Source organism: Paenibacillus sp. N119s (assembly GCF_059447605.1).
Window position 1 is genome coordinate 1 of sequence record NZ_JCAJRU010000072.1, and the last position, 21,015, is coordinate 21,015.

The 21,015-nt window shown below is 46.5% G+C and carries 14 protein-coding genes and 1 tRNA gene; 14 read left to right on the forward strand and 1 reads right to left on the reverse strand.

Annotation, left to right across the window (positions count from 1 at the left end):
- Positions 1-9 precede the first annotated feature (9 nt).
- From AC5V8P_RS10765 to AC5V8P_RS10815, 11 genes are all read left to right on the forward strand, one after another.
- Positions 10-1,551, forward strand: a complete 1,542-nt coding sequence (locus AC5V8P_RS10765; RefSeq protein WP_064795328.1) for a 2-isopropylmalate synthase — start codon at positions 10-12, stop codon at positions 1,549-1,551.
- Positions 1,552-1,756: 205 nt separating this feature from the next.
- A complete protein-coding gene (leuB, locus tag AC5V8P_RS10770) occupies positions 1,757-2,833 on the forward strand; it encodes a 3-isopropylmalate dehydrogenase (protein WP_064795327.1) in 1,077 nt (358 codons plus the stop codon).
- Between the two features lie 329 nt (positions 2,834-3,162).
- Entirely contained in the window at positions 3,163-3,702 is a 540-nt protein-coding gene (locus AC5V8P_RS10775; protein ID WP_013370083.1) for a peroxiredoxin, read from the forward strand.
- 261 nt (positions 3,703-3,963) lie between these two features.
- Complete coding sequence (locus AC5V8P_RS10780) at positions 3,964-4,380, forward strand: hypothetical protein (protein ID WP_007429530.1); 417 nt, start codon at positions 3,964-3,966, stop codon at positions 4,378-4,380.
- Between the two features lie 336 nt (positions 4,381-4,716).
- Positions 4,717-5,820 (forward strand): ATP-binding protein, encoded by a 1,104-nt coding sequence (locus AC5V8P_RS10785; RefSeq protein ID WP_063209937.1) that lies wholly within the window; start codon positions 4,717-4,719, stop codon positions 5,818-5,820.
- A gap of 340 nt (positions 5,821-6,160) precedes the next feature.
- Positions 6,161-8,302 (forward strand): putative bifunctional diguanylate cyclase/phosphodiesterase, encoded by a 2,142-nt coding sequence (locus tag AC5V8P_RS10790; RefSeq protein WP_064795326.1) that lies wholly within the window; start codon positions 6,161-6,163, stop codon positions 8,300-8,302.
- Positions 8,303-8,409: 107 nt separating this feature from the next.
- A tRNA-Gly gene (locus AC5V8P_RS10795) sits at positions 8,410-8,480 on the forward strand.
- 397 nt (positions 8,481-8,877) lie between these two features.
- Entirely contained in the window at positions 8,878-10,743 is a 1,866-nt protein-coding gene (gene abc-f / locus AC5V8P_RS10800) for a ribosomal protection-like ABC-F family protein (RefSeq protein ID WP_064795325.1), read from the forward strand.
- Positions 10,744-11,177: 434 nt separating this feature from the next.
- On the forward strand, positions 11,178-12,209 hold the full coding sequence (gene pheS / locus AC5V8P_RS10805) for a phenylalanine--tRNA ligase subunit alpha (protein ID WP_269203074.1): 1,032 nt from the start codon (positions 11,178-11,180) through the stop codon (positions 12,207-12,209).
- 28 nt (positions 12,210-12,237) lie between these two features.
- Entirely contained in the window at positions 12,238-14,685 is a 2,448-nt protein-coding gene (gene pheT, locus AC5V8P_RS10810; protein ID WP_064795324.1) for a phenylalanine--tRNA ligase subunit beta, read from the forward strand.
- Positions 14,686-14,892: 207 nt separating this feature from the next.
- On the forward strand, positions 14,893-16,917 hold the full coding sequence (locus tag AC5V8P_RS10815; protein WP_064795323.1) for a hypothetical protein: 2,025 nt from the start codon (positions 14,893-14,895) through the stop codon (positions 16,915-16,917).
- Between the two features lie 150 nt (positions 16,918-17,067).
- Here AC5V8P_RS10815 and AC5V8P_RS10820 read toward each other — a convergent pair whose 3' ends face one another.
- On the reverse strand, positions 17,068-17,427 hold the full coding sequence (locus AC5V8P_RS10820; protein WP_063209932.1) for a phage holin family protein: 360 nt from the start codon (positions 17,425-17,427) through the stop codon (positions 17,068-17,070).
- A 153-nt stretch (positions 17,428-17,580) separates the two neighbouring features.
- On the opposite strand from AC5V8P_RS10820, the gene AC5V8P_RS10825 reads away from it, so the two are divergent.
- The 3 genes from AC5V8P_RS10825 to AC5V8P_RS10835 form a co-directional block, all read left to right on the forward strand.
- Entirely contained in the window at positions 17,581-19,950 is a 2,370-nt protein-coding gene (locus tag AC5V8P_RS10825; protein ID WP_064795322.1) for an endonuclease MutS2, read from the forward strand.
- 52 nt (positions 19,951-20,002) lie between these two features.
- Positions 20,003-20,416, forward strand: a complete 414-nt coding sequence (locus AC5V8P_RS10830) for a DUF350 domain-containing protein (protein WP_063209930.1) — start codon at positions 20,003-20,005, stop codon at positions 20,414-20,416.
- 55 nt (positions 20,417-20,471) lie between these two features.
- The coding region (locus tag AC5V8P_RS10835; RefSeq protein WP_495473631.1) for a hypothetical protein at positions 20,472-21,015 on the forward strand (544 nt) is incomplete at its 3' end.

The following is a 21,015-nucleotide window of genomic DNA, read 5'->3' on the forward strand; positions in this document are numbered from 1 at the left end:
TGCGTTAGGTTGCGCAAAATATATGTATTTGACACCACTTTGAGAGACGGAGAACAGTCACCTGGCGTGAACTTGAATACTCGTGAGAAAGTGGAGATCGCCCATCAGTTGGAGAAGCTGGGAATCGATCGTATGGAGGCTGGTTTCCCGGCTGCTTCTCCGGGTGATCTGGCGGCTGTTAATGCAGTAGCAAAAGCTGTAAAAAATTCGACCGTTATTGGCCTTTCGCGTGCAAGGGAACAAGATATTGATGCGGTACGCGAGGCACTCAAGGGAGCACAGGACCCATGTATCCATATCTTTTTGGCAACCTCTCCAATCCATCGTCAGCATAAGCTGCGGATGGAGAAGACACAGGTGTTGGAAACTGCTCGTGCTGCTATTCGTTATGGGTTAAAATATTTGCCAAAAGTGGAGTTTTCTTTAGAGGACGCAGGACGTACAGAGCTTGACTTTGTGGTTGAAATGGTCACCATGGCTGTACAGGAAGGGGCTTCTGTCGTCAATATCCCGGACACGGTAGGTTACTTAACACCCTACGAATACGGAAATATATTCAAACACATCAAGCAAAATGTGGTCGATGTGGAGAAGATTCAATTGAGTGCACATTGCCACAATGACTTGGGAATGGCTACTGCTAATACGCTTGCTGCCATCTTGAACGGGGCAGACCAGATCGAGGGAACCATTAACGGTATCGGTGAACGCGCTGGAAACACGGCTATTGAAGAAATCGCCATGGCATTGGAGACGAGACAGGAATTTTTCCAAGCCAAAACGTCTCTGCAATTGTCTGAAATTGCACGCACGAGTCGTTTGGTTAGCCGCTTGACAGGGATGGTCGTGCCGGGCAACAAGGCGATCGTGGGGGCCAACGCTTTTGCGCACGAATCAGGTATTCACCAGGACGGCATGCTGAAGGAGAAGACGACCTATGAAATTATGACACCGGAAAGCATCGGTCTGAAAGAAAGCAAGCTGGTGCTGGGCAAGCATTCAGGGCGTCATGCGTTCCGTGAGCGTTTGATCGAGCTGGGCTACGAATTGAGCGAAGAAGATCTGAATCGCGCTTTTGGTCAGTTTAAGGATTTGGCTGATAAGAAGAAGGAAGTTTCGGACGATGATATCCTGGCATTGCTGGAAGAAAAATTGGCCGATGCACCTGAAGTCTTCAAGCTGGAAACCATTTTCGTAACTTACGGAAACAAGGCTACGCCTTCCGCACAAGTGCGCCTGGTGAACGATGAAGGCCAAGTGATCGAGACAGAAGCTGAAGGGAATGGTTCAGTCGATGCGATCTATAATGCGATTGACCAAGCCAGCAGCGAGAGTGTTGTACTTTCTGATTACTCCATTAAATCGGTTACTCATGGCAAGGACGCTCTAGGGGAAGTACATGTGGTGCTGACTCAAAACGGAATATCTGTACAGGGCCGCGGGGTAAGTACCGATATTTTGGAAGCAAGTGCACGGGCTTATGTGGATGCACTGAATGGTTTGATCGACAAGCGTAAAAATTATAGCAATCGTGTAGATTATAAATCCTAATTTTATACAAACCTAGGCATTGAATATAGACAGGATCGGGTTGTTTCCGATCCTGTTTTCTTATTTTTCAATAAAAAAACGATCTTATAGGCAGAACCTATTGAATTGATAGATTCTATATCTTGGTCAAAGCCATGCTCTATATGTTACAAAGAAGGTATGAGAAATACGGTCTTATGGCTGTATAACAAGAGGAGTGTACGTGATGACAGACGTTAAAAAGATTGCAGTAATAGCGGGAGACGGAATCGGACCTGAAGTAGTTGCAGAGGCAGAGAAAATTTTGAAACGTACGGAAGAAGTGTTTGGCCTTTCATTTGAAACAGAGCATGCCCTGTTCGGCGGGATTGCCATTGATAAGAAGGGGACTCCATTGCCGCAAGAAACATTGACCGTATGTCAATCTGCAGATGCCGTGCTGTTGGGAGCGGTCGGAGGACCACAATGGGACAATAATCCTAAGGAACTTCGTCCTGAAACCGGATTGCTCGGTATTCGCAAAGAGCTCGGTCTGTTCTCGAATCTTCGTCCTGCAGTTGTTTTCGATTGTCTTAAAGACGCGTCTACATTGAAACCAGAAGTATTGGAAGGAACGGACTTGATCGTGGTACGCGAGCTGACGGGCGGTATTTATTTCGGTGAGAAATACAGACGAGAGAGTGCTCAGGGTGAGGAAGCGATCGATACTTGTGCATATAATGTAACAGAAGTTGAGCGGATTGTTCGCCAATCTTTCGAAATTGCACAAAAACGTCGCAAAAAGCTCGCATCGGTGGATAAGGCCAATGTGCTGGAAACTTCCCGTTTATGGCGTGAAGTCGTTAACCGGGTCGCTGTAGATTACCCAGATGTCGAGCTTGAGCATGTATTAGTCGATAACTGTGCCATGCAATTGCTGCGCCGTCCATCCAGTTTTGACGTCATTGTAACGGAAAATATGTTTGGTGACATCCTTAGTGATGAAGCAGCTATGCTGACCGGGTCCATCGGGATGCTCTCCTCTGCATCACTTGGAGAAGGCAGCTTCGGTCTGTACGAGCCGGTACACGGCTCGGCGCCTGATATTGCAGGCCAGGGACTGGCGAATCCAATTGCAACAATTTTGTCCGTTGCTCTGATGTTCCGCCTCACCTTCGGGTACGAGAAAGCAGCCGATGCTATTGAGAAAGCGGTAGCTGAGGTACTGGACGCAGGACACCGTACAGCAGATATTGCGGTGGATAAATCTCAAGCGATCTCGACAGCTCAAATGGGCGATTTGATTGCGGCAGCTATTCGCTAAAGTTTCCGGAAATGCCCCCGTTCTGAAAAAAAGCTTCCTATTATATAGGGCGGTTATACAACATAACTTTACAGCAAAAGTTTAACATCGTAGCTCCTGAGCAATCAGGAGCTACTTTCGTATCAAAAAGCTTAAAAAGCCCAAAATGTGAAAAGATTATGAATTTTCAAGCCAGTTTAAAATAATTATAAAAAAGTAATGGTTATAATATTGACTTTGTTTTCAGCGAATGATAACATTTATCAAGTAGGTGGTTTGTTACAATACAGATGATTGAGGAAAACACAATTGGTGTTTTTCTTACATATTTTAAAGGAGGATTTCACATTATGGCAGAAAGATTGGTAGGAAGACCCGCACCTGATTTTGCATTGGAAACAGTGTCTGGAGACGGTCAAGAATTTGGCTCGGTGAAACTTTCCGATTACCGTGGCAAGTGGCTCGTATTTTTCTTCTATCCACTGGATTTCACATTTGTATGCCCAACAGAAATTACAGCATTGAGCGATGCAGCTGATCAATTCAAAGAGCTGGATACTGAAATCTTGGGTATCAGTGTAGACTCCGTGCATAGTCATAAAGCATGGATTAACACAGCTAAAGAAAACAACGGTCTGGGCAAATTGAACTTCCCATTGGCTTCTGACATCACGAAGAAAACAGCAAGCGACTATGGCGTCCTGATCGAAGAAGAAGGCGTTGCATTGCGCGGCTTGTTCATCATTGATCCAGAAGGCGAACTGAAATATCAAGTGGTTAACCACAATGATGTAGGCCGCAGTGTAGAAGAAACATTGCGTGTACTGCAAGCATTGCAATCCGGTGGATTGTGCCCAATGAACTGGAAACCAGGCGATAAAAATCTGTAATATCAATTTCACAAGTTGAATTTAAACAAGCAAGCCCCCAACATGCGGTTACTCTGCCGATGTTGGGGGCTTGCTTGCCTGCGCTGTTCAGCGGAACATCTGGGAAGTAGCCTGTCTGAATCATGTAATACAGAGTGAAGTAACAAATAATTATGGAAATGTTGTTGTGTTCTGGAGGAATTTTGCCTAATGAAAGCGAATAAGGTATTGTAGAAGATAAACAAGGCAGAACAGGTTTTGTTCAGAGGAGGCTGAGCCCGGATGAGTTATTGCTGTGGAGCAAGCATGGTAGGAACCAAGGGAACGCTGAAGCATTACCGCACCCAAGTCCATAATGTTCCTTTGCTGTTTTGCCCGGTATGTCGTCGCATTGAAGTTCATTATAAAGTCGAAAATGAGTATGAAATTTTGGCTGAGTATGCACATGGAGATGGGGCATCCGAGATTGATTTTCAGGATTATGTTATGGAAGACGATGATACGATATTTGAAAATTGTGTGAATCGCGAGAGCGAAGATGCATTTGAAATTGTAAAGCGCCAAATTGACATGTCGCTGGATTTATTGATGGTAGCCAAACAAATGAACGATGAGAAATGGCAGGGAGAGCTTAAGAGAAGACTGGCCGTTATGAGCCAAAGACGATCCCGGCTTCAACATAATAAGAGCGGCAGTTGACATCCTACACACCAAAGAAGCTCTCAATTCTGGAGAGCTTCTTTGGTGTGTAGGGCGCTTTTCTTAACTTATTTTTTAATTTTGGTAATGTTGCGCAGATATTATGACGAAAGAAAATAGGAGAAAAATGTGGATTCGACACTTTTTCCGATTGACTGTGATCCTTAATCTTGTCTATCATAAAATAAGACTCGAATCGAAAAAAATGGTCGGAGTTGAATGAAACTGTTTTCTACACCATTTGAAGGGTAATCGGTAGATACCTCTCTCTTCTTCAAGAATATTACACGTCCGATACGGCCAGTTTATCATTCCGATACAAGGGGGAAGCCTGGCATGATCAGTGAATTCCAAGAAGCCTTGCTTGATACCGTGGGAGCTTGCCCTTCCACACAGATCGCCAATAATAAGTATGAAAATGTACTGGAGAACCTGGATAGTGGTATCATGCTGTTTGACAGTGACGGGGTACTGACCTTTATTAACGTGCAAATGGCGAGATTACTGGAGTTACCACGTAGTTCGCTTGCGGGTCGCAACCTGATGCAAATTTTGCATCATCCTGAGTTAAGTCGGTTTAAGAAGAAGAAAATCATGCGGATTTATAAAGAAACTATCTTTCATAGAAAGCGCTATCATGAGTTGATTGATGAGTATGGTCGGCATTGGTTGATAACAGTGACCTACGGTGATCAGATGGATGGCGATTTTTTATTTAGTGTAAAGGATGTGTCGGATTATAAGCAGATTGAGCAGACGGCGTATCAAAATGATAAGCTGGCCATGCTCGGGCGTATTTCGGCCTCTATCGCCCATGAAATCCGTAACCCGCTTACTGCAATCCGGGGCTTTATTCAATTGTTGCGGCCGCACTTGGTGGAGTTAGGCAGGGATGAGTATGCCCGCATTATTTTAACCGAAATCGATCGTGCGAACGACATTATTTACGAGTTTTTAAATTCGTCCAAGCCTTCGGCTCCGCAAAAAACAGCTGTATCTGTGATGGGACTTCTAAAAGAAGTAGTAATGCTCACAGAAAGCGAGGCGTTGATGAAGGGCTGCCAGATCGCACTGGATGAAAATGATGAGCTCATGAAGGTTTCCATTGACGTGAAGCAAATTAAACAGGTTATCCTCAATATGATTAAAAATGCGATGGATGCCATTGAGAGCATCGGTGGGGAACGAGAAGGATGCATTGATATCCACACAGTACTTGAGGGGCCTTATGTTCACATCTGCATTGAAGACAACGGGTTAGGTATGGACAACAATACATTAGCGCGTTTATTTGATCCCTTTTTTACAACAAAAGAAAGTGGAACCGGCTTGGGATTGGCTGTGAGCTATCGTATTATCAAAAATCACGGAGGCTTCATTCATGTTGACAGTAAGCATGGAAGCGGTACACAATTCAAAATTACCCTTCCTGTAGTCTAATATGGAGATTTTTCGCAGAGAGGTCCTGTACAAACTATTTCTGTTATAGTGTGCAGCGTTGAGGTATAGGTATAGCCCGTTGGACAAATGTCGTCTGAAGCGCATAATCTGAAAAGATAATGCGCTTTTTTGGTACTGTAAGCTCGTGTATTTGCGCAAATGCGCAAATAAATTCATGGATATAGAACAAAAAAATGATTCACCTTTCACAGATTAAATGCTATTATATACCAGAATACAACATTTTTTTTGATACTATAGACTTAAACAACGGCTTCCAAAGCTGTCAAACGTCTTAGATGATCGGAAACTCCGATATGCAGGGGGCTGAAGAGGCTGAATGAATATACGGCTGGAAGTAAAAAAAACGATAGGCATCGGTATGGCTGCGATAGTTTTGTTTGTCATGGCCCAGTTATTTCACGTAACTTTGAATAAAATATACTCTTACAATGTATTTTTCTTCGTATACCCAATTTTAGGATTTGCCTGTGCTGCGATTTGCTTTTCTATTTTTTATCAATCCTGGTCCGTTTTGCTGGAACAGTTAACTTGGCAGAGACTTCTTATTGCCCCAACCTTTTTGGTGACTGGTCTGCTTTACCTGGTTCATATCGTTTCGTTTAGTTTTGTGAGCCTGACGGACTTTGCTTTGTCTCCAGGCATTTCGTTGTGGCTGCTGTTTGTAATTCGAGCCTTTACCTCTGTTATGCTCCTATTCGTTTGCTCTCTTCCATTTAGAAAAACAAAGTCTGAATACAAGACAGTGGCTTTGTGGGCGGGAATAGGTTGCACTTTGCTGATTTTAGGAGTTATTAAGGCCTATGACGCAGGCTTACCAGATCTACGTATAAGGTACGAATTGGGCAACCTCGGCTTGACGTTGAATCTGGTAGTCATGTTGCTGCTGGTCCTTACATTTATTTTTGGAGTACGAAAATATAAGAAAGTTCGCCCGGCGGAGTTGGGCATGTTACTAATGGTTCGTGGGATCGGGCTGTGTGTTGTGAGCCAGTTGTTTTATTTATTTTCTAGGCAAATGAGTGATATTAATCATCTTATAGGACTTTTGACTAACGTGATTGCATTTTATAGTCTGTTGAACGGTTTGGTCAGACTCATGGTTCTGGTTCCTTATCGGGAAAAACAGGCGGCAGAATCTGAGTTTAATCATATCGCTTATAATGATGATATAACAGGCCTCCCCAATCGCCGACGTCTTTCCCAGCGGCTGGATAAAATATTGCGCAACTCATTGAAGTCTGATGAGACAGTAGCTCTTTTAGTGCTAAATATTGATCGTTTCAAAGCGATTAATGATTCGCTTGGACATACGGCAGGCAATTATTTGCTGTATGCGGTAGGCGAACGCTTGGCCCGTTTTTGCCGTGAAGGAGAAGCAGTCTTTAGCATGGGTGGAGATGAATTTGCCTTTCTTCTAATGGGCTATGAAGATTCAGATGCCGTGAGAAATCGTATTGAAGATATGGTGAAGTTGTTTGATCAGCCTTTTGATATTAATGGGGAGTCGTATCATGTGATGGTGAGCGTTGGCATCGCTTTGTACCCGTGGGATGCGAATCAGAGCGAACAACTTATCCAGCAGGCAGATACTGCTGTTCATAGTGCCAAGGAGCAAGGCGTGAATTTTCAGCGGTATGCTAGTGTGATGCAGATGCGAGCGCATGAAAGACTACAACTGGAGAATGATTTGCGGCGAGCGCTTGAAAATGAGGAGTTTTCTTTGGTGTATCAGCCACGTGTCCACCTGCAAAGTGGCGAGCTAACGAGTTTGGAGGCGCTGGTACGTTGGAATCATCCTCATCGTGGGATGGTCATGCCGGGCGATTTTATTCCAGTGGCTGAAGAAAGTGGCCTGATCGTGCCCTTGGGGGAATGGGTGCTGCGTGAGGCATGTCTCCAAAATAAACAGTGGCAGGAGCAAGGATATCCACCCATCCCGATATCGGTCAATTTATCCATGCGCCAATTTCAGCAAAAAAAACTGGTGGATGTTATTCGGGGCATTTTGGCCTATACGGAACTGGAACCACGCTATTTAGAGCTGGAGATTACCGAGAGTATGACTTTTGATAAGGACAGGGCCTTTGAACAATTGAAAAAAATAAAGGCTATCGGTGTGGCCATCAGTATTGATGATTTTGGAACGGGTTATAGCTCACTGCATTATTTGAAAAATCTCCCGATTGACCGTCTTAAAATTGACCGTTCCTTTGTAAATGAGGTACTGGTCGATAGCAAAAATGCGGCCATTGTATCTACCATTGCCTCTATGGCTCACCATCTAAAGCTGAAGGTCACGGCTGAAGGGGTGGAAAATGAGGAACAGCTCCAATTTTTGCAGGCCCAGGATTGTCATGAAGGACAGGGGTATTATTTTAGCCGCCCCATTCCGGCAGAAATGTTTGAAAAATTGTTTTTACGTAACTCTGTGAATTGGCTGATTCAGGATGGGATGTAGTATGCTTGCATTTTCCAGAAAGGTAAGTTATACTGTATAACATCCTGATTCAGTTGGTCGATGAGAGCTTAAGTGTGTCATACATATGGATCAAGATGTTATATAATGCGGGTGTAGTTCAATGGTAGAACTTCAGCCTTCCAAGCTGATAGCGTGGGTTCGATTCCCATCACCCGCTTACTATTTTAAAGTTTCCGAACCCTTGTGAATCAAGGGTTCTTTTATTTTCAATTGGATAATACTTTTAGCCGGGGTGTGGTTCATTCAACACCACTTTGGTAATTGGGAATAACACCAGTATTTGCAAATATGCTGTGATCTGCTATACTGACTGCAAGTAAGTATCCCATAAAAAGGAAGGTAACCATACGTCCGATGAAGTAAGCACACTGATTTTCCCATTTAACTGCATGTTACTGGCAGGCGGCTGCAAGCTGCAACGGGAGAAGTGTGTCTGAAATGAAAGAAACAAATCATAGCAGTCATTCTATATTCCTGTATGCAAGCCGCAGCCTTCTGCGGCTTTTTTTATTGCTTCCGGTGTGAAAACCGGGCTGGGAAAGGATGATCGTGGTATGAAAACCATTTTGCGAGTTCGCAACGTAGTCAAGGAATGGAACGGGACATCTTTATTGGAGATGGTGTCGCTGGACGTGACGGAAGGAGAACGGCTCGCGCTGTTCGGAAGAAACGGAGCAGGTAAAACGACGCTATTGCGAATATTATTGGGAGATGAAGCGCCAACCTCTGGTCAAGTAGAGCATGATTTGCCATTGGAAGAGCGCGGCTGGCTGAAGCAGCAGGATACGTTGGATGGGTCTCGAACTGCACTGGAGGCCGTACAGCAGGCCAGCCCTAAGCATTGGCGTCTCAAGCAAGCGTTGGGGCAGCTGGAAGCTGACCTAGCCAATCCTGGGAAGGATATGGAGCATCATTTGGAGCGTTACGGCGAGCTGATGGATCAATATGAGCGTCTGCAAGGCTTTGCCTGGGAGTCTGAGGTGGAAAAGGCGCTTACCCGAATGGGTATGCCTGCCCAGACGTGGTCGATTGCTTATGGTGATCTGAGCGGAGGGCAGAAGACGAGGGTACGGCTGGCCGGACTGATGGTCAGGCAGCCGAAGTTGCTGGTGTTGGATGAGCCAACCAACCATCTGGATGCCGAAAGCTTGCTCTGGCTGGAGCAATGGCTGTCCACGTATCCTGGAACATTGCTGTTTGTATCGCATGACAGAACTTTTTTGGATAAGGTGGCTACAAGCTTGGTTGAGCTGACACCCATGGGCGTTAAGCGCTATAAAGGCGGCTATAAGGAATATAAAGCGCAAAAGGAGCGGGAGCTACGAGAGCAGGAGGCGAGCTATCGGAAGCAGGAACTGGCGAGACAGGCGCTGGAGAAAACAATCCGAAATTATAGGGAATGGTTTCATCAGGCGCACCGTGGCGCTTCAAAGGTGGAGGTGGCTATTACAAAGAGCTTTTACAAGGCCAAGGCTAAAAAGAATATTTCCCGTTATCATGCGAAGGAAAAGGAACTGGAGCGGCTGGAGGCTAACAGGGTAGAGCAACCGCGTGAAGCCCCGTCTTTGCACATGAAATTAAGTGACAGCGGTTTTCAGGCTAAATATTTGCTACGTGCTGAGCAGGTTGACTTTAGCTACGACGAGCGTGTCATTGTGAAAAATCTAAATCTGAACGTTGCACGTGGGGATCGTTTGGCTGTTCGGGGACCCAATGGAATTGGCAAAACCACGCTGCTTCGGTTATTGACAGGTCAGATGGAACCGCAGATAGGGAAAATTACAACCAACCCACAGTTGAATATCGGATATTTTTCACAGGAGCTGGAGCAGCTTCCAGAGGACCAGACGTTGCTTGGCAGTCTGCTTGCACTCCCTACGATGACTCAAACCGAAGCGAGAACGGTGCTGGGCTGTTTTCTATTTGCCAAAGAGGATGTATTTAAAAGGATCGGAACGCTCAGTATGGGAGAAAAATGCAGGGTAGCTTTTTTGCGCTTGTACTTTAGTGGAGCCAATCTGTTAGTGCTGGATGAACCGACAAATTACTTTGACATTGAAACCCGTGAAATTGTAGAGGATTCTTTGCGCCGATATGATGGGGCGTTGGTACTCGTCTCGCATGACCGGGAACTGGTGCGTTGTACGGCAACTCGGCTGCTCGATATGAAGTCGGGAGGCGGATATGAGATTTATGAGGGGACGGCCGACGAAAAACAAGAAGATGAACGGAGCCGCATCCGAGAGCCAAAGGATCAGGAGAAGCGGGAAGAACGCCTTAGATTACAGCTGCGTCTTACCGAATTGATGGGAATGGCAGGGACGGGTGAAGAAGATAAGGAGGTCTTGAGCGATATCAGGCGCATTCGTACCAAGCTGGATCGGTTAAATGATCCCGATATTTATAGGAATGAAGTATAGGCGCTGCTTGCCAAAGTGCAGGAGTTTGCATATAATAATGAGCAATAGTTCGTATTTTGAAAATGTCTTGATGGAGAAGAGTAGGCAGTGTCCGATTGAACAGGGAGGAAGCGCCGTAGGATTGAGAGCGTTTCTGCAAATATTGGGCTGTTGAAGTTCGCTCCGGAGCAGTTCCTTGAACCTCAAGCGTCATGTAAATGGCGAATGTGTAAGTAGGGGATACCGGTTCACGACCGTTACAACGTGCAGAGCGAGACGATGATGTATTGCATGAATGTCACCCGAACTGGTTGCCGCAAGGTAAAGTATATCGGGTAGCTGATCTTCATTGTCTAACGAGGGTGGTACCACGGTCTTTTCGTCCCTTTCCGGGAGAAAAGACCTTTTTTTGTTGTCTGAAAAGCTGGATATGAAGAAAGGGGACTGAACAGGCGATGAGCGAAACCATCCAAATGAAGGAACATTTGCTGGCCTTGAAGGAAGAAGCACTGGAAGTATTGGAGAAGGTGGCAACACCCAAGGAACTGGCTGAACTACGAGTTAAATATTCGGGTAAAAAGGGTGCACTGACTGAAATTTTGCGCGGTATGGGCAAGCTGAGCGCGGAAGAGCGTCCAGTTGTTGGACAGGTAGCCAATGAGGTGCGCGAGGCGATTGAAGAGGTCGTTAACCGTAAGCAGGACGAGTTCACGAAAGCAGAAACGAACGAGCGTTTGCAAGCAGAGAAAATCGACGTTACGCTGCCTGGACGCGCACTGCCGCAAGGCGGGCTCCACCCGCTTAACAAAGTGATCGAGCAAATTGAGGATATTTTTACAGGTATGGGATATCGAGTGGCTGAGGGGCCGCAGGCCGAGACCGATTATTATAACTTCGAAGCATTGAATCTCCCTAAAAATCACCCGGCACGGGACATGCAGGATTCATTTTACCTGACCGAAGATTTATTGATGCGTACCCATACGTCACCGGTTCAGATTCGCGCAATGGAGGCGATGAAGGGTGAAACGCCTATTAAGGTGATTTGTCCAGGTACGGTATTCCGACGTGATGATGATGATGCAACACATTCCTTCCAATTCCACCAAATCGAAGGTCTTGTGGTTGGAAAAGGCATTCGTATGAGTGATTTGAAAGGGACCTTGCTGCAATTTGCACGCGAAATGTTCGGGGAATCAACCGAAATCCGGTTGCGCCCAAGCTTCTTCCCGTTCACTGAGCCAAGTGCTGAGGTAGACGTGACTTTTGTGAAGAAAAATGGCGAGCGCGTATGGATTGAAATTTTGGGCTGTGGTATGGTGCATCCGAAAGTGCTGGAAATGGGTGGTTTTGATCCCGAGGTGTACAGTGGCTTTGCATTCGGTATGGGTGTAGAACGGATAGCCATTTTGAAATACGGCATTGACGATATTCGTCATTTTTATAACAGCGATCTGTCGTTCTTGAAGCAGTTTGCGCGTCAATAAACAACTATATCAAGGGAAGTGAACCCATATGAAAGTATCATTCGAGTGGCTGTCCGAGTATGTATCACTGGATCAAGTGAGTGCGGAGGAGCTGGCAGAAAAAATCACCCGTTCGGGCATTGAAATTGATGAAGTCGAACATCGCAACCAAGGAATTACCGGCGTCGTTGTAGGCTATGTCAAAAGCAAGGAAAAGCACCCGGACGCGGATAAGCTGAATGTGTGTATTGTTGATGCAGGTCAGGGAGAAGACTTGCAAATTGTGTGTGGTGCTAAGAACGTGGATGCAGGTCAAAAGGTTCCTGTTGCAGTTGTAGGTGCCAAACTTCCAGGAGATTTCCATATTAAAAAGGCTAAGCTGCGTGGTGTTGTATCCATGGGCATGATCTGCTCGGCCAAAGAACTGGGCATGAATGATAAGCTGTTGCCAAAAGAATTGCAGGAAGGCATTTTGGTGCTGCCAGAGGATGCTGAAATTGGTACACCGATTACGAAACTGCTTGCCCTGGATGATCAGGTGCTGGATTTTGATCTGACACCCAACCGCTCGGATTGCCTGAGCATGCATGGAGCTGCTTATGAAGTGAGCGCCATTCTAGGACGTGACATTTCGCTGGCTGACCCTGCTAAGGATCTGGTGGAAATTAGCGATGCAGCGGCAGATCATCTGTCCGTAAAGGTAGATGTTCCTGAACTGTGTACGCATTATGCAGCACGTTATATCACAGGTGTAAAAGTGGGTCCTTCCCCATTATGGATTCAAAACCGTCTGATGGCGGCAGGGGTTCGTCCAATCAACAATATCGTAGATATTACGAACTACGTCATGCTGGAATACGGCCAGCCGTTGCATGCTTTTGATGCGGATAAGCTGGAAAATGGAAATATTGAGGTTCGACTTGCTCGTGCAGGCGAAACTTTGATCACACTTGACGATCAGGAACGTAAGCTGGAACCGCATATGCTACTGATTACGGACGGCGTGAAGCCAATTGCATTGGCTGGCGTGATGGGCGGAGCCAATTCCGAGGTCACGGATGCGACAGTCAGCATCGCACTGGAATCTGCGAAGTTTGACGGCGGTACAGTTCGCAAAACATCCCGTCAACTCGGACTGCGCTCAGAAGCAAGTCTGCGTTTTGAAAAAGAGGTTGATCCAGGCGCTGTTATACCTGCTGTAAATCGTGCAGCTGCGCTGATCCAGCGTTATGCAGGGGGGACTGTACACCAGGGCATCGTAGAGTCTGCTTCTGCAAAAGCTGAAAACCGCATTATCAAGCTGTCGCTAGATAAAATAAACCGATATTTGGGAACCGAACTGTCCCTGCTTGAGGTGAAGACGATCCTTGGTAGACTTCATTTCGGATGTGGCGATGCAGAACAAGGGGTGTTGGAAGTTGAAGTACCTACACGCCGCGGGGATATTACTATTGATGTGGACTTAATCGAAGAAGTGGCACGTTTGTATGGCTATGACAATATCCCAACCACGCCGATTGAGGGACCGACAACTCCAGGAGCTTTGACGGCATCGCAATCCCTGCGTCGCTCTTTGCGTAGATTGCTGGCTCATGGTGGCTGGCAGGAGACGATCAGTTACTCTTTTGTACATCCGCAAAGCACAGCCTTGTTTAATGCTCTGACTGAAGGCAGTCATCCGGTACGTTTGGCCATGCCTATGAGCGAAGACCGGAGCGTTTTGCGTACGAGTATCATTCCGCAGATGTTGGATACAGCGGTGTACAACATGAATCGTAAGCAGGATAATCTGGCCATTTTTGAGATGGGAACTGTATTTTATACAGAAGAACAGACATTAACCCGCCAGCCGCAGGAAATTCAAGTGCTCAGTCTATTGCTTACTGGGGTTCGCCGTGAAAAACAGTGGAACATCGGTGCTGAAAAGGTTGATTTCTTTGATATTAAAGGTGCGCTTGAAACTGTGTTTGACTATTTCGGACTAAGTGCCAGCATTCGTTATGTGGCTGACCAACCGCAAAGCTACCACCCAGGACGTTCCGCTTCGGTATGGCTGGATGTAAATGGTAGCTCTCAGCGGATCGGTACGATTGGGCAGATTCATCCGGAGCTGCAACAGTCCTATGGGCTGAACGATACGTATGTAGCAGAAATTGCGTTGCAACAGCTCATTGAACATGCAAATTCCCATATTCAGTTCAAAGAGCTAGCTCGCTTCCCGTCCGTGGAACGTGACATTGCTCTCGTGGTGGATAAAGATGTTGAGGCAGGGGAGCTGCTTCGTGTTATTCATGCTGCAGGCGGAGAACTGTTGCAGGATGCACGGGTGTTTGATGTATTTACAGGCAGCAAGCTTGGTGAAGACAAGAAGAGCGTAGCTATTTCCCTGACCTATCGTCATTGGGAGCATACGTTAACGGATGAAGAGATCAATGCGGCGCATTCTCCTGTCGTTACGTCTCTGGAACAAACTTTTGGAGCGGAATTGAGAAAGTAGCAGGAAATGCGGGAAGCCGTATCGAATCTTAGTGACAGAGGTTCGATACGGCTTTTTGGCCTATCATCATTGAAGCTCTCTACTCTGATATTCACCCGCTGCGGGGAAGCCGGGCTAATAAGGTTGAACGCTTCACGAAGGCGGGTTACCCTAGTACCGGACACATCTTAGAATCAACATACTGTAGTATTGAAGGAGGGCATAATTGTGACTACACCAGATCGTACTCGCGTCACTGTAGAGATCTACGGTACTTCTTATAAACTTGTCGGTAGTAATAGTGATTATATGAAGCAGGTTGCCAATTACGTAGATGAACGTATGCATAGCATTTCTCAAGCTCATTCGCGTCTGGATATGCCCCGAATTGCCGTGCTGGCTGCGGTTCATATGGCTGAAGAAGCTGTACAAATCCAGGAGATTCAGAGCCACATGAATCGCTTGGCAGCGGAACGGGCGGAACTCCGGGGAGATCTGGCGCAGCTCCAGACGGCCCTAGGGGAACAACAGCAGAAAAATTCAGATATGCAGCAAGCTCTTATTCAATTGAGGGAAGAAAAAGAAACAACGCAGAAGAAGCTGATGGAAACTGAATCTGCATCAGCCAAGGAAATTGCCGAGTTGAAGGCAAAGCTTGAACAGCAGGAGAAAAAAGCAGCTGAGCTTGAACATGAACAAAAACAGGCCAAGCGTGAATTGGAGGAATCCCGGCAAGAAGCTTCTCGGAAGCTGAAGGAGCAGCAAGAAGCTGCGAATGCACGTGTCCGGCAGACAGAAGAGCAGCTGAAGAAGGAAATAGTCGAAGCGGCCAAACAGGCTGAAGCTAAGCTTTCGGCTGCGGAGAAGACACATCAGGAGCAGAAGCGTATAGAGCTGGACAAATTGCGATCTGCTTTGCGGCAAGAGCATAGCCAGAAGCTAAGCGAATGGCAGACCAAGTGCTCCGGGCTGAATGATCAGCTGGAGCAGGAACGTAGACAGGCTGAATTGGCACTAAATGAAGAAAAGCTCCAGCATGAGGAAGCACAACAACGTGCCGAGGAAGCTGCACTGGAGCAGGAGATTCGGATTGAGGAGCTTCAGGAGCAATTAGAACAAGTACAGGCAGGAAGCGCAGAGCTTTCTTCTCGCCTGGAGGAGGCTCAAGAGCAAGCTGCAGCATTGAAGCAACAACAGTCCGAGCTGGAGGTCGAGCTGCAAGCACAGCAACAGGCGGCAGCAGAGCGGGAGCAGGCAGGTACGCGCGCACGTGAAGAACTGCAAAGCAGATATGATCAACTGGCGGCTGAAGCCAAGGCTACGCAGCAGCAGGCAGCCAAGCTAGAGGAAGAACAGCGCCGGATGCAGAAGTTGCTAGAGCAAGCTCATGTATCTTCTCGCAAGCTGCAGAGCGAGCTGGCTACGCTGGCTGAAAGCGAGAAGTCATGGAAGAAGCTTGCAGAAGAGCGTCAGTCGGCAGTAGAAGAACTGGAACTTTCCCTGCTGGAAGCGCGTGAACAGAAGGAAGCGATAGAGGAGCAGCTGCAGCAGTCCATAGCTGAGGTTGAAGCTGCTAATAATCAATATGCTTCACAGCAGCAACGTCTAGTTCAACTTGAAACGAAAATCAAAGAGCTGTCACCTGAGCTGATTCGCGTTCAGGACGAGCTTGAGCAAGCTAATATTCGAGAGCAAGAGAGCGCGAAGGCGTATCAATCGCTTCAGGAGCAATATGGAAGCATGAAGAGCCGAGCTGGGCAACTGGAGCAACATATTAAGCAGCTCCAGCAGGAAAACCATGACCGGCAAAGTGAACTGGAACGTGCTGAGAAGGCTTCTGTGGAATGGCAGCATAAATATGATCAGTTGAAGGCTGAAGCGGAACGTCTGGAAGCTGAAGATGCTGCCCGTAAGGAAGAATTTGCATCTTGGGAACGGGAAATAGCGGTAACGCTTGAACAGAAGGAACAACTTCAGGAGGAGATACGTTTCGCAGTTGAGGCTGCCAACACCGCAAAGGCAGAACAGCAGTCCATCGAGCAGGAACGCAAGGCCTTGCAGTCTGAATTAGACGAAGTGGGTCAGAAATATGAAATGGCGGCTCATCAGCTTCGGTTATTACAAGTACAACAGGATGTAGATCGAGAAAATACAGAAAAAATTTCGACAGAATTACGTCAGCTCAAGGAAGAATACACCAAGCTTCAAACGGAGTATAATGAATGGATTGAACTTATTGAACAGGATCAGTAGATACGGATTATAAATGTAAGGCAATCCCCGGCTGCTCATGGCTGGGGATTTTTTGTCTATGGTCATACTAAAAAGTGTAAAATGGCAAAAAGCTGTCCTTTGGCAGATGAATCTGCTTCGGGACAGCTATACTGGAAGTGTCTGCTGAAATTATTTCGCTTCCTTGCGTCCGGCTTCAAACGGTGTCGATACCGGAATGAACAGATCGATAATCCCGATAACCAATGCAGCGAGCAATGCGCCCATAATCGAAACACTAACATGGGCCACGACATATTGAGCGACCCAGATAACCAGAGCGCTCACCAGAAAACCAACGATACCGCGTCCAAATGGGGAAACGCGTCGACCAAATATCGCCTCGACGATATAGCCAATCAAGGCAATGACAATGGCAAGGATCAGCGCACTCCAAAAGCCGCCTACACTAAATCCGGGAACGATCCAGCTTACGACCATCAGAACCAGAGCGGCAACGATGAAACGTACAATGTGCCCGAGAATGCTCACGGAATAACCTCCTTTGTTTTTTTGAATTAACAGGGTTAGACAAAGGTTAGTGTGTGGCATAAAGAGCTTTCTTATGTGTAAAGCAGAGTTGGCAAATAGCGTAAGTTTGCTGCTTTCGGTATAATATAGATATAAGTGAAAGGAGCAGTGAAGTTGGACTCTAAAATTTTCAAAACCCTTGAATATCAAAAAATTCTAAATAAACTAAGTCACTATGCCCAAACGGCAACGGGACAACAGATCGCTCTTCGATTACAGCCCAGCGACGATTTGGAGCATATCAAGAAATTGCTGAAAGGTACGGATGAGGCCTATGCTGCTGATCGGTTAAAAGGAGTGCCTTCCTTTAATGGAGTAGTGGATATCACTCCGGCGGTGAAGCGTGCCCGTATTGGAGGAACGTTAAGCCCGCAGGAGTTGCTTGGGATTCGGACAACGGTTCAAGCTGCACGCCGTATACAGGTATATGTGACAAGTTTGCATGAGGAAAATCCTGTTGAAACATTGCTGTATTGGAGTGAGCAGCTATCGGAGCAAAGAAGTTTGGAAAACTCGATTAAAGGCTGTATTGACGAAAATGCAGAGGTGCTGGATTCCGCCAGTACAGAGCTTTCACAAATTCGCCGCGAGCTGCGATCAGGTGAAGTGCGTATTCGTGAAAAGCTGGATTCCATGATTCGCTCCTCAACCGTCTCCAAAATGCTTCAGGATCAGTTGATTACGATTCGTGGAGATCGTTTTGTCATCCCGGTCAAAGCCGAATATCGTTCTTACTTTGGCGGAATTGTGCATGATCAATCCGGGTCCGGCGCAACATTGTTTATCGAGCCTGAATCCATTGTAGCTATGAACAACAAGCTGAGGGAAACCAGGCTGAGAGAAGAGCGTGAAATTGAAGTCATTTTACAAAAGCTGACCGCACTTGTCGCAGAACAAGCGGATATGTTGCTGTATGATGTGGATATTTTGGGCAATCTCGATTTTATTTTTGCAAAAGCGCGTCTTGCTCGTGAAATGAAGGCAACGTTGCCTTTAATGAATGATCGCGGGTACTTGAAGTTGAAAAAGGGTAGACACCCTCTAATTCCATTGGAACAGGTCGTTCCCATAGATGTGGAGCTGGGTAATTCGTACACCTCCATTATCGTTACCGGACCGAATACAGGGGGGAAAACCGTTACCCTGAAAACGATAGGTCTGCTAAGTTTAATGGCGATGTCTGGACTGTTTGTGCCTGTTGAGGATGAAAGCCAGCTATGCGTATTTGATGCAATCTATGCCGATATTGGTGACGAGCAGAGCATTGAGCAAAACTTGAGTACATTTTCCAGTCACATGACCAATATTATTAGCATCTTGAAGAGTATGACACCTAAAAGCCTTGTATTGCTTGATGAGGTGGGGGCAGGAACGGATCCGGCCGAAGGTTCGGCGCTGGCTGTGTCCATTCTGGAACATATACATGCTATGGGTTGCCGTATGGTGGCGACGACTCACTATAGTGAATTGAAGGCGTATGCCTATGAGCGCAAAGGAATTATTAATGCAAGTATGGAGTTCGATGTCGCTACGTTAAGCCCGACGTACCGCCTTCTGGTCGGTGTACCCGGACGAAGTAACGCTTTTGCCATTGCCGAGCGATTGGGATTGCCGGGGCGGATATTAGATTATGCTCGTGGCGAGGTAACGGAGGAAGACCAGCGCGTCGAGCACATGATTGCGTCACTGGAGCAGAACCGTTTGACCGCTGAGCAAGAACGGGAAAAAGCAGAGCAACTGCGTAAGGAAATGGAAGCATTGCGTACCCGCCATCAGACCGAGCTGGATAAACTGGAGTCACAACGGGACCGCATGCTGGAAAAGGCTGAAGACGAAGCAAGAATTCTCGTAGATAAGGCTCGTAGTGAAGCGGAGAAAATTATTAATGATTTGCGCAGATTGGCTCAGGAAGAGGGAGCCTCGGTTAAGGAGCACAAGTTGATTGCAGCTCGTAAAGAACTGGATGAAGCTGAACCGAAGCAACGCAAGAAAAATACAGCCAAACGTTCAACCACTACGCGTACTCGTTCGATCATGGCTGGCGATGAAGTATCAGTTCACAGTCTGAATAAAAAAGGTCACGTGGTTGAACTGACTGGCAGCAAGGAAGCTATCGTTCAACTGGGCATCATGAAAATGAAGGTCAGTCTGGACGATCTGGAGTTACTGCAACCAGCCCCAATGACTACTCCAAGGGTCCAAAAGCCAGTCACTGGCGTTAAGCGGACACGGGATGATAATGTGCGTAGTGAACTTGACCTTCGGGGAGCCAACGTAGAGGAAGCACTGATGGAAGTGGACCGCTTCATGGATGAAGCGTTTTTGGCCAATCTGGGTCAGGTATACATTATTCATGGCAAAGGTACCGGGGTCCTGAGAACCGGTATTCAGGAGTACCTTCGCAAGCATAAGCATGTGAAAAGCTATCGTATCGGTAACTACAATGAAGGCGGCACGGGTGTAACGGTTGCAGAATTGGAATAGATATAGGTTGCTGACCGAGAACGCTTGGTAGAACGGGAGGGACGAGGTGAAGATGGCGATTGATGAATTGCTATCGCATCCGTTGGGGATGATGCTGGGTTATTTCTCCGTGGCGGTGCTGGAGTTAATTGTTTTTTTATCCTGCTTTGAGCTGGTAACCCGTTATAAATGCTGGGAAGAGATCAAGCGAGGCAATGTTTCGGTAGCCATGGCAACGGGTGGAAAAATGTTTGGTATTTGCAACGTGCTCCGCTTTGCAATGGAGTCTAAATCCAGCGTGTATGATACGATGATCTGGTCGTTCGTTGGCTTTTTACTGCTGCTTGCAGCGTACTTTCTTTTTGAATTTCTGACACCGGTATTTTCTATCGATCAGGAGATTAAGGAGGATAACCGTGCAGTTGGCTTGTTCTCCATGATTATTTCTATATCACTTTCTTATGTGATTGGTGCGAGTGTAACTTGACACATCCTGTATACTAGAGCTTGGTATACGCATTGGAACGGAAGGATGATAAAGATTGGAAATGACGATTTGTCCATGGTGTAACATGGAAATTATCTGGGATGAAGAATTAGGACCTGAAGAAGAGTGTCCTTATTGTCATAATGATCTGAAGGGATACTCAGACCTCACTGATGAGGAAGATGAGTCTGAGTCTGTTCCTCCACCTGCTCACAAACATAAGGATGGGCATGAAAATGCAACACATGATCATGCGGATCATGAGGGTTCTGTAGCTCCCGCGCTCCACGCTCATGGAGAAGAAGACCTTAGGGGTTACCGTACATTGAGTATTCAGCTTGGCGATGATGACGAGCAGGATATTTTATATGAGGCAGAGGATGAAATGGTGGTTGAAAAGCCGGCTGATGCACCGTTATTGCAGGATAATGAGCTTCACAAGCTGCCTGTGCTGCATACTTTACAAAAATTCGAAGAAAGCGGTGCAGATCTTATGGCTTATGAACAAGGTGCTGAACAAATACTCGATAGACAAGAGGAAGTTCTTGAATGTTCCCAATGCGGAGAGTATATGCTGCATGCGGGTTTACAAACCGTCA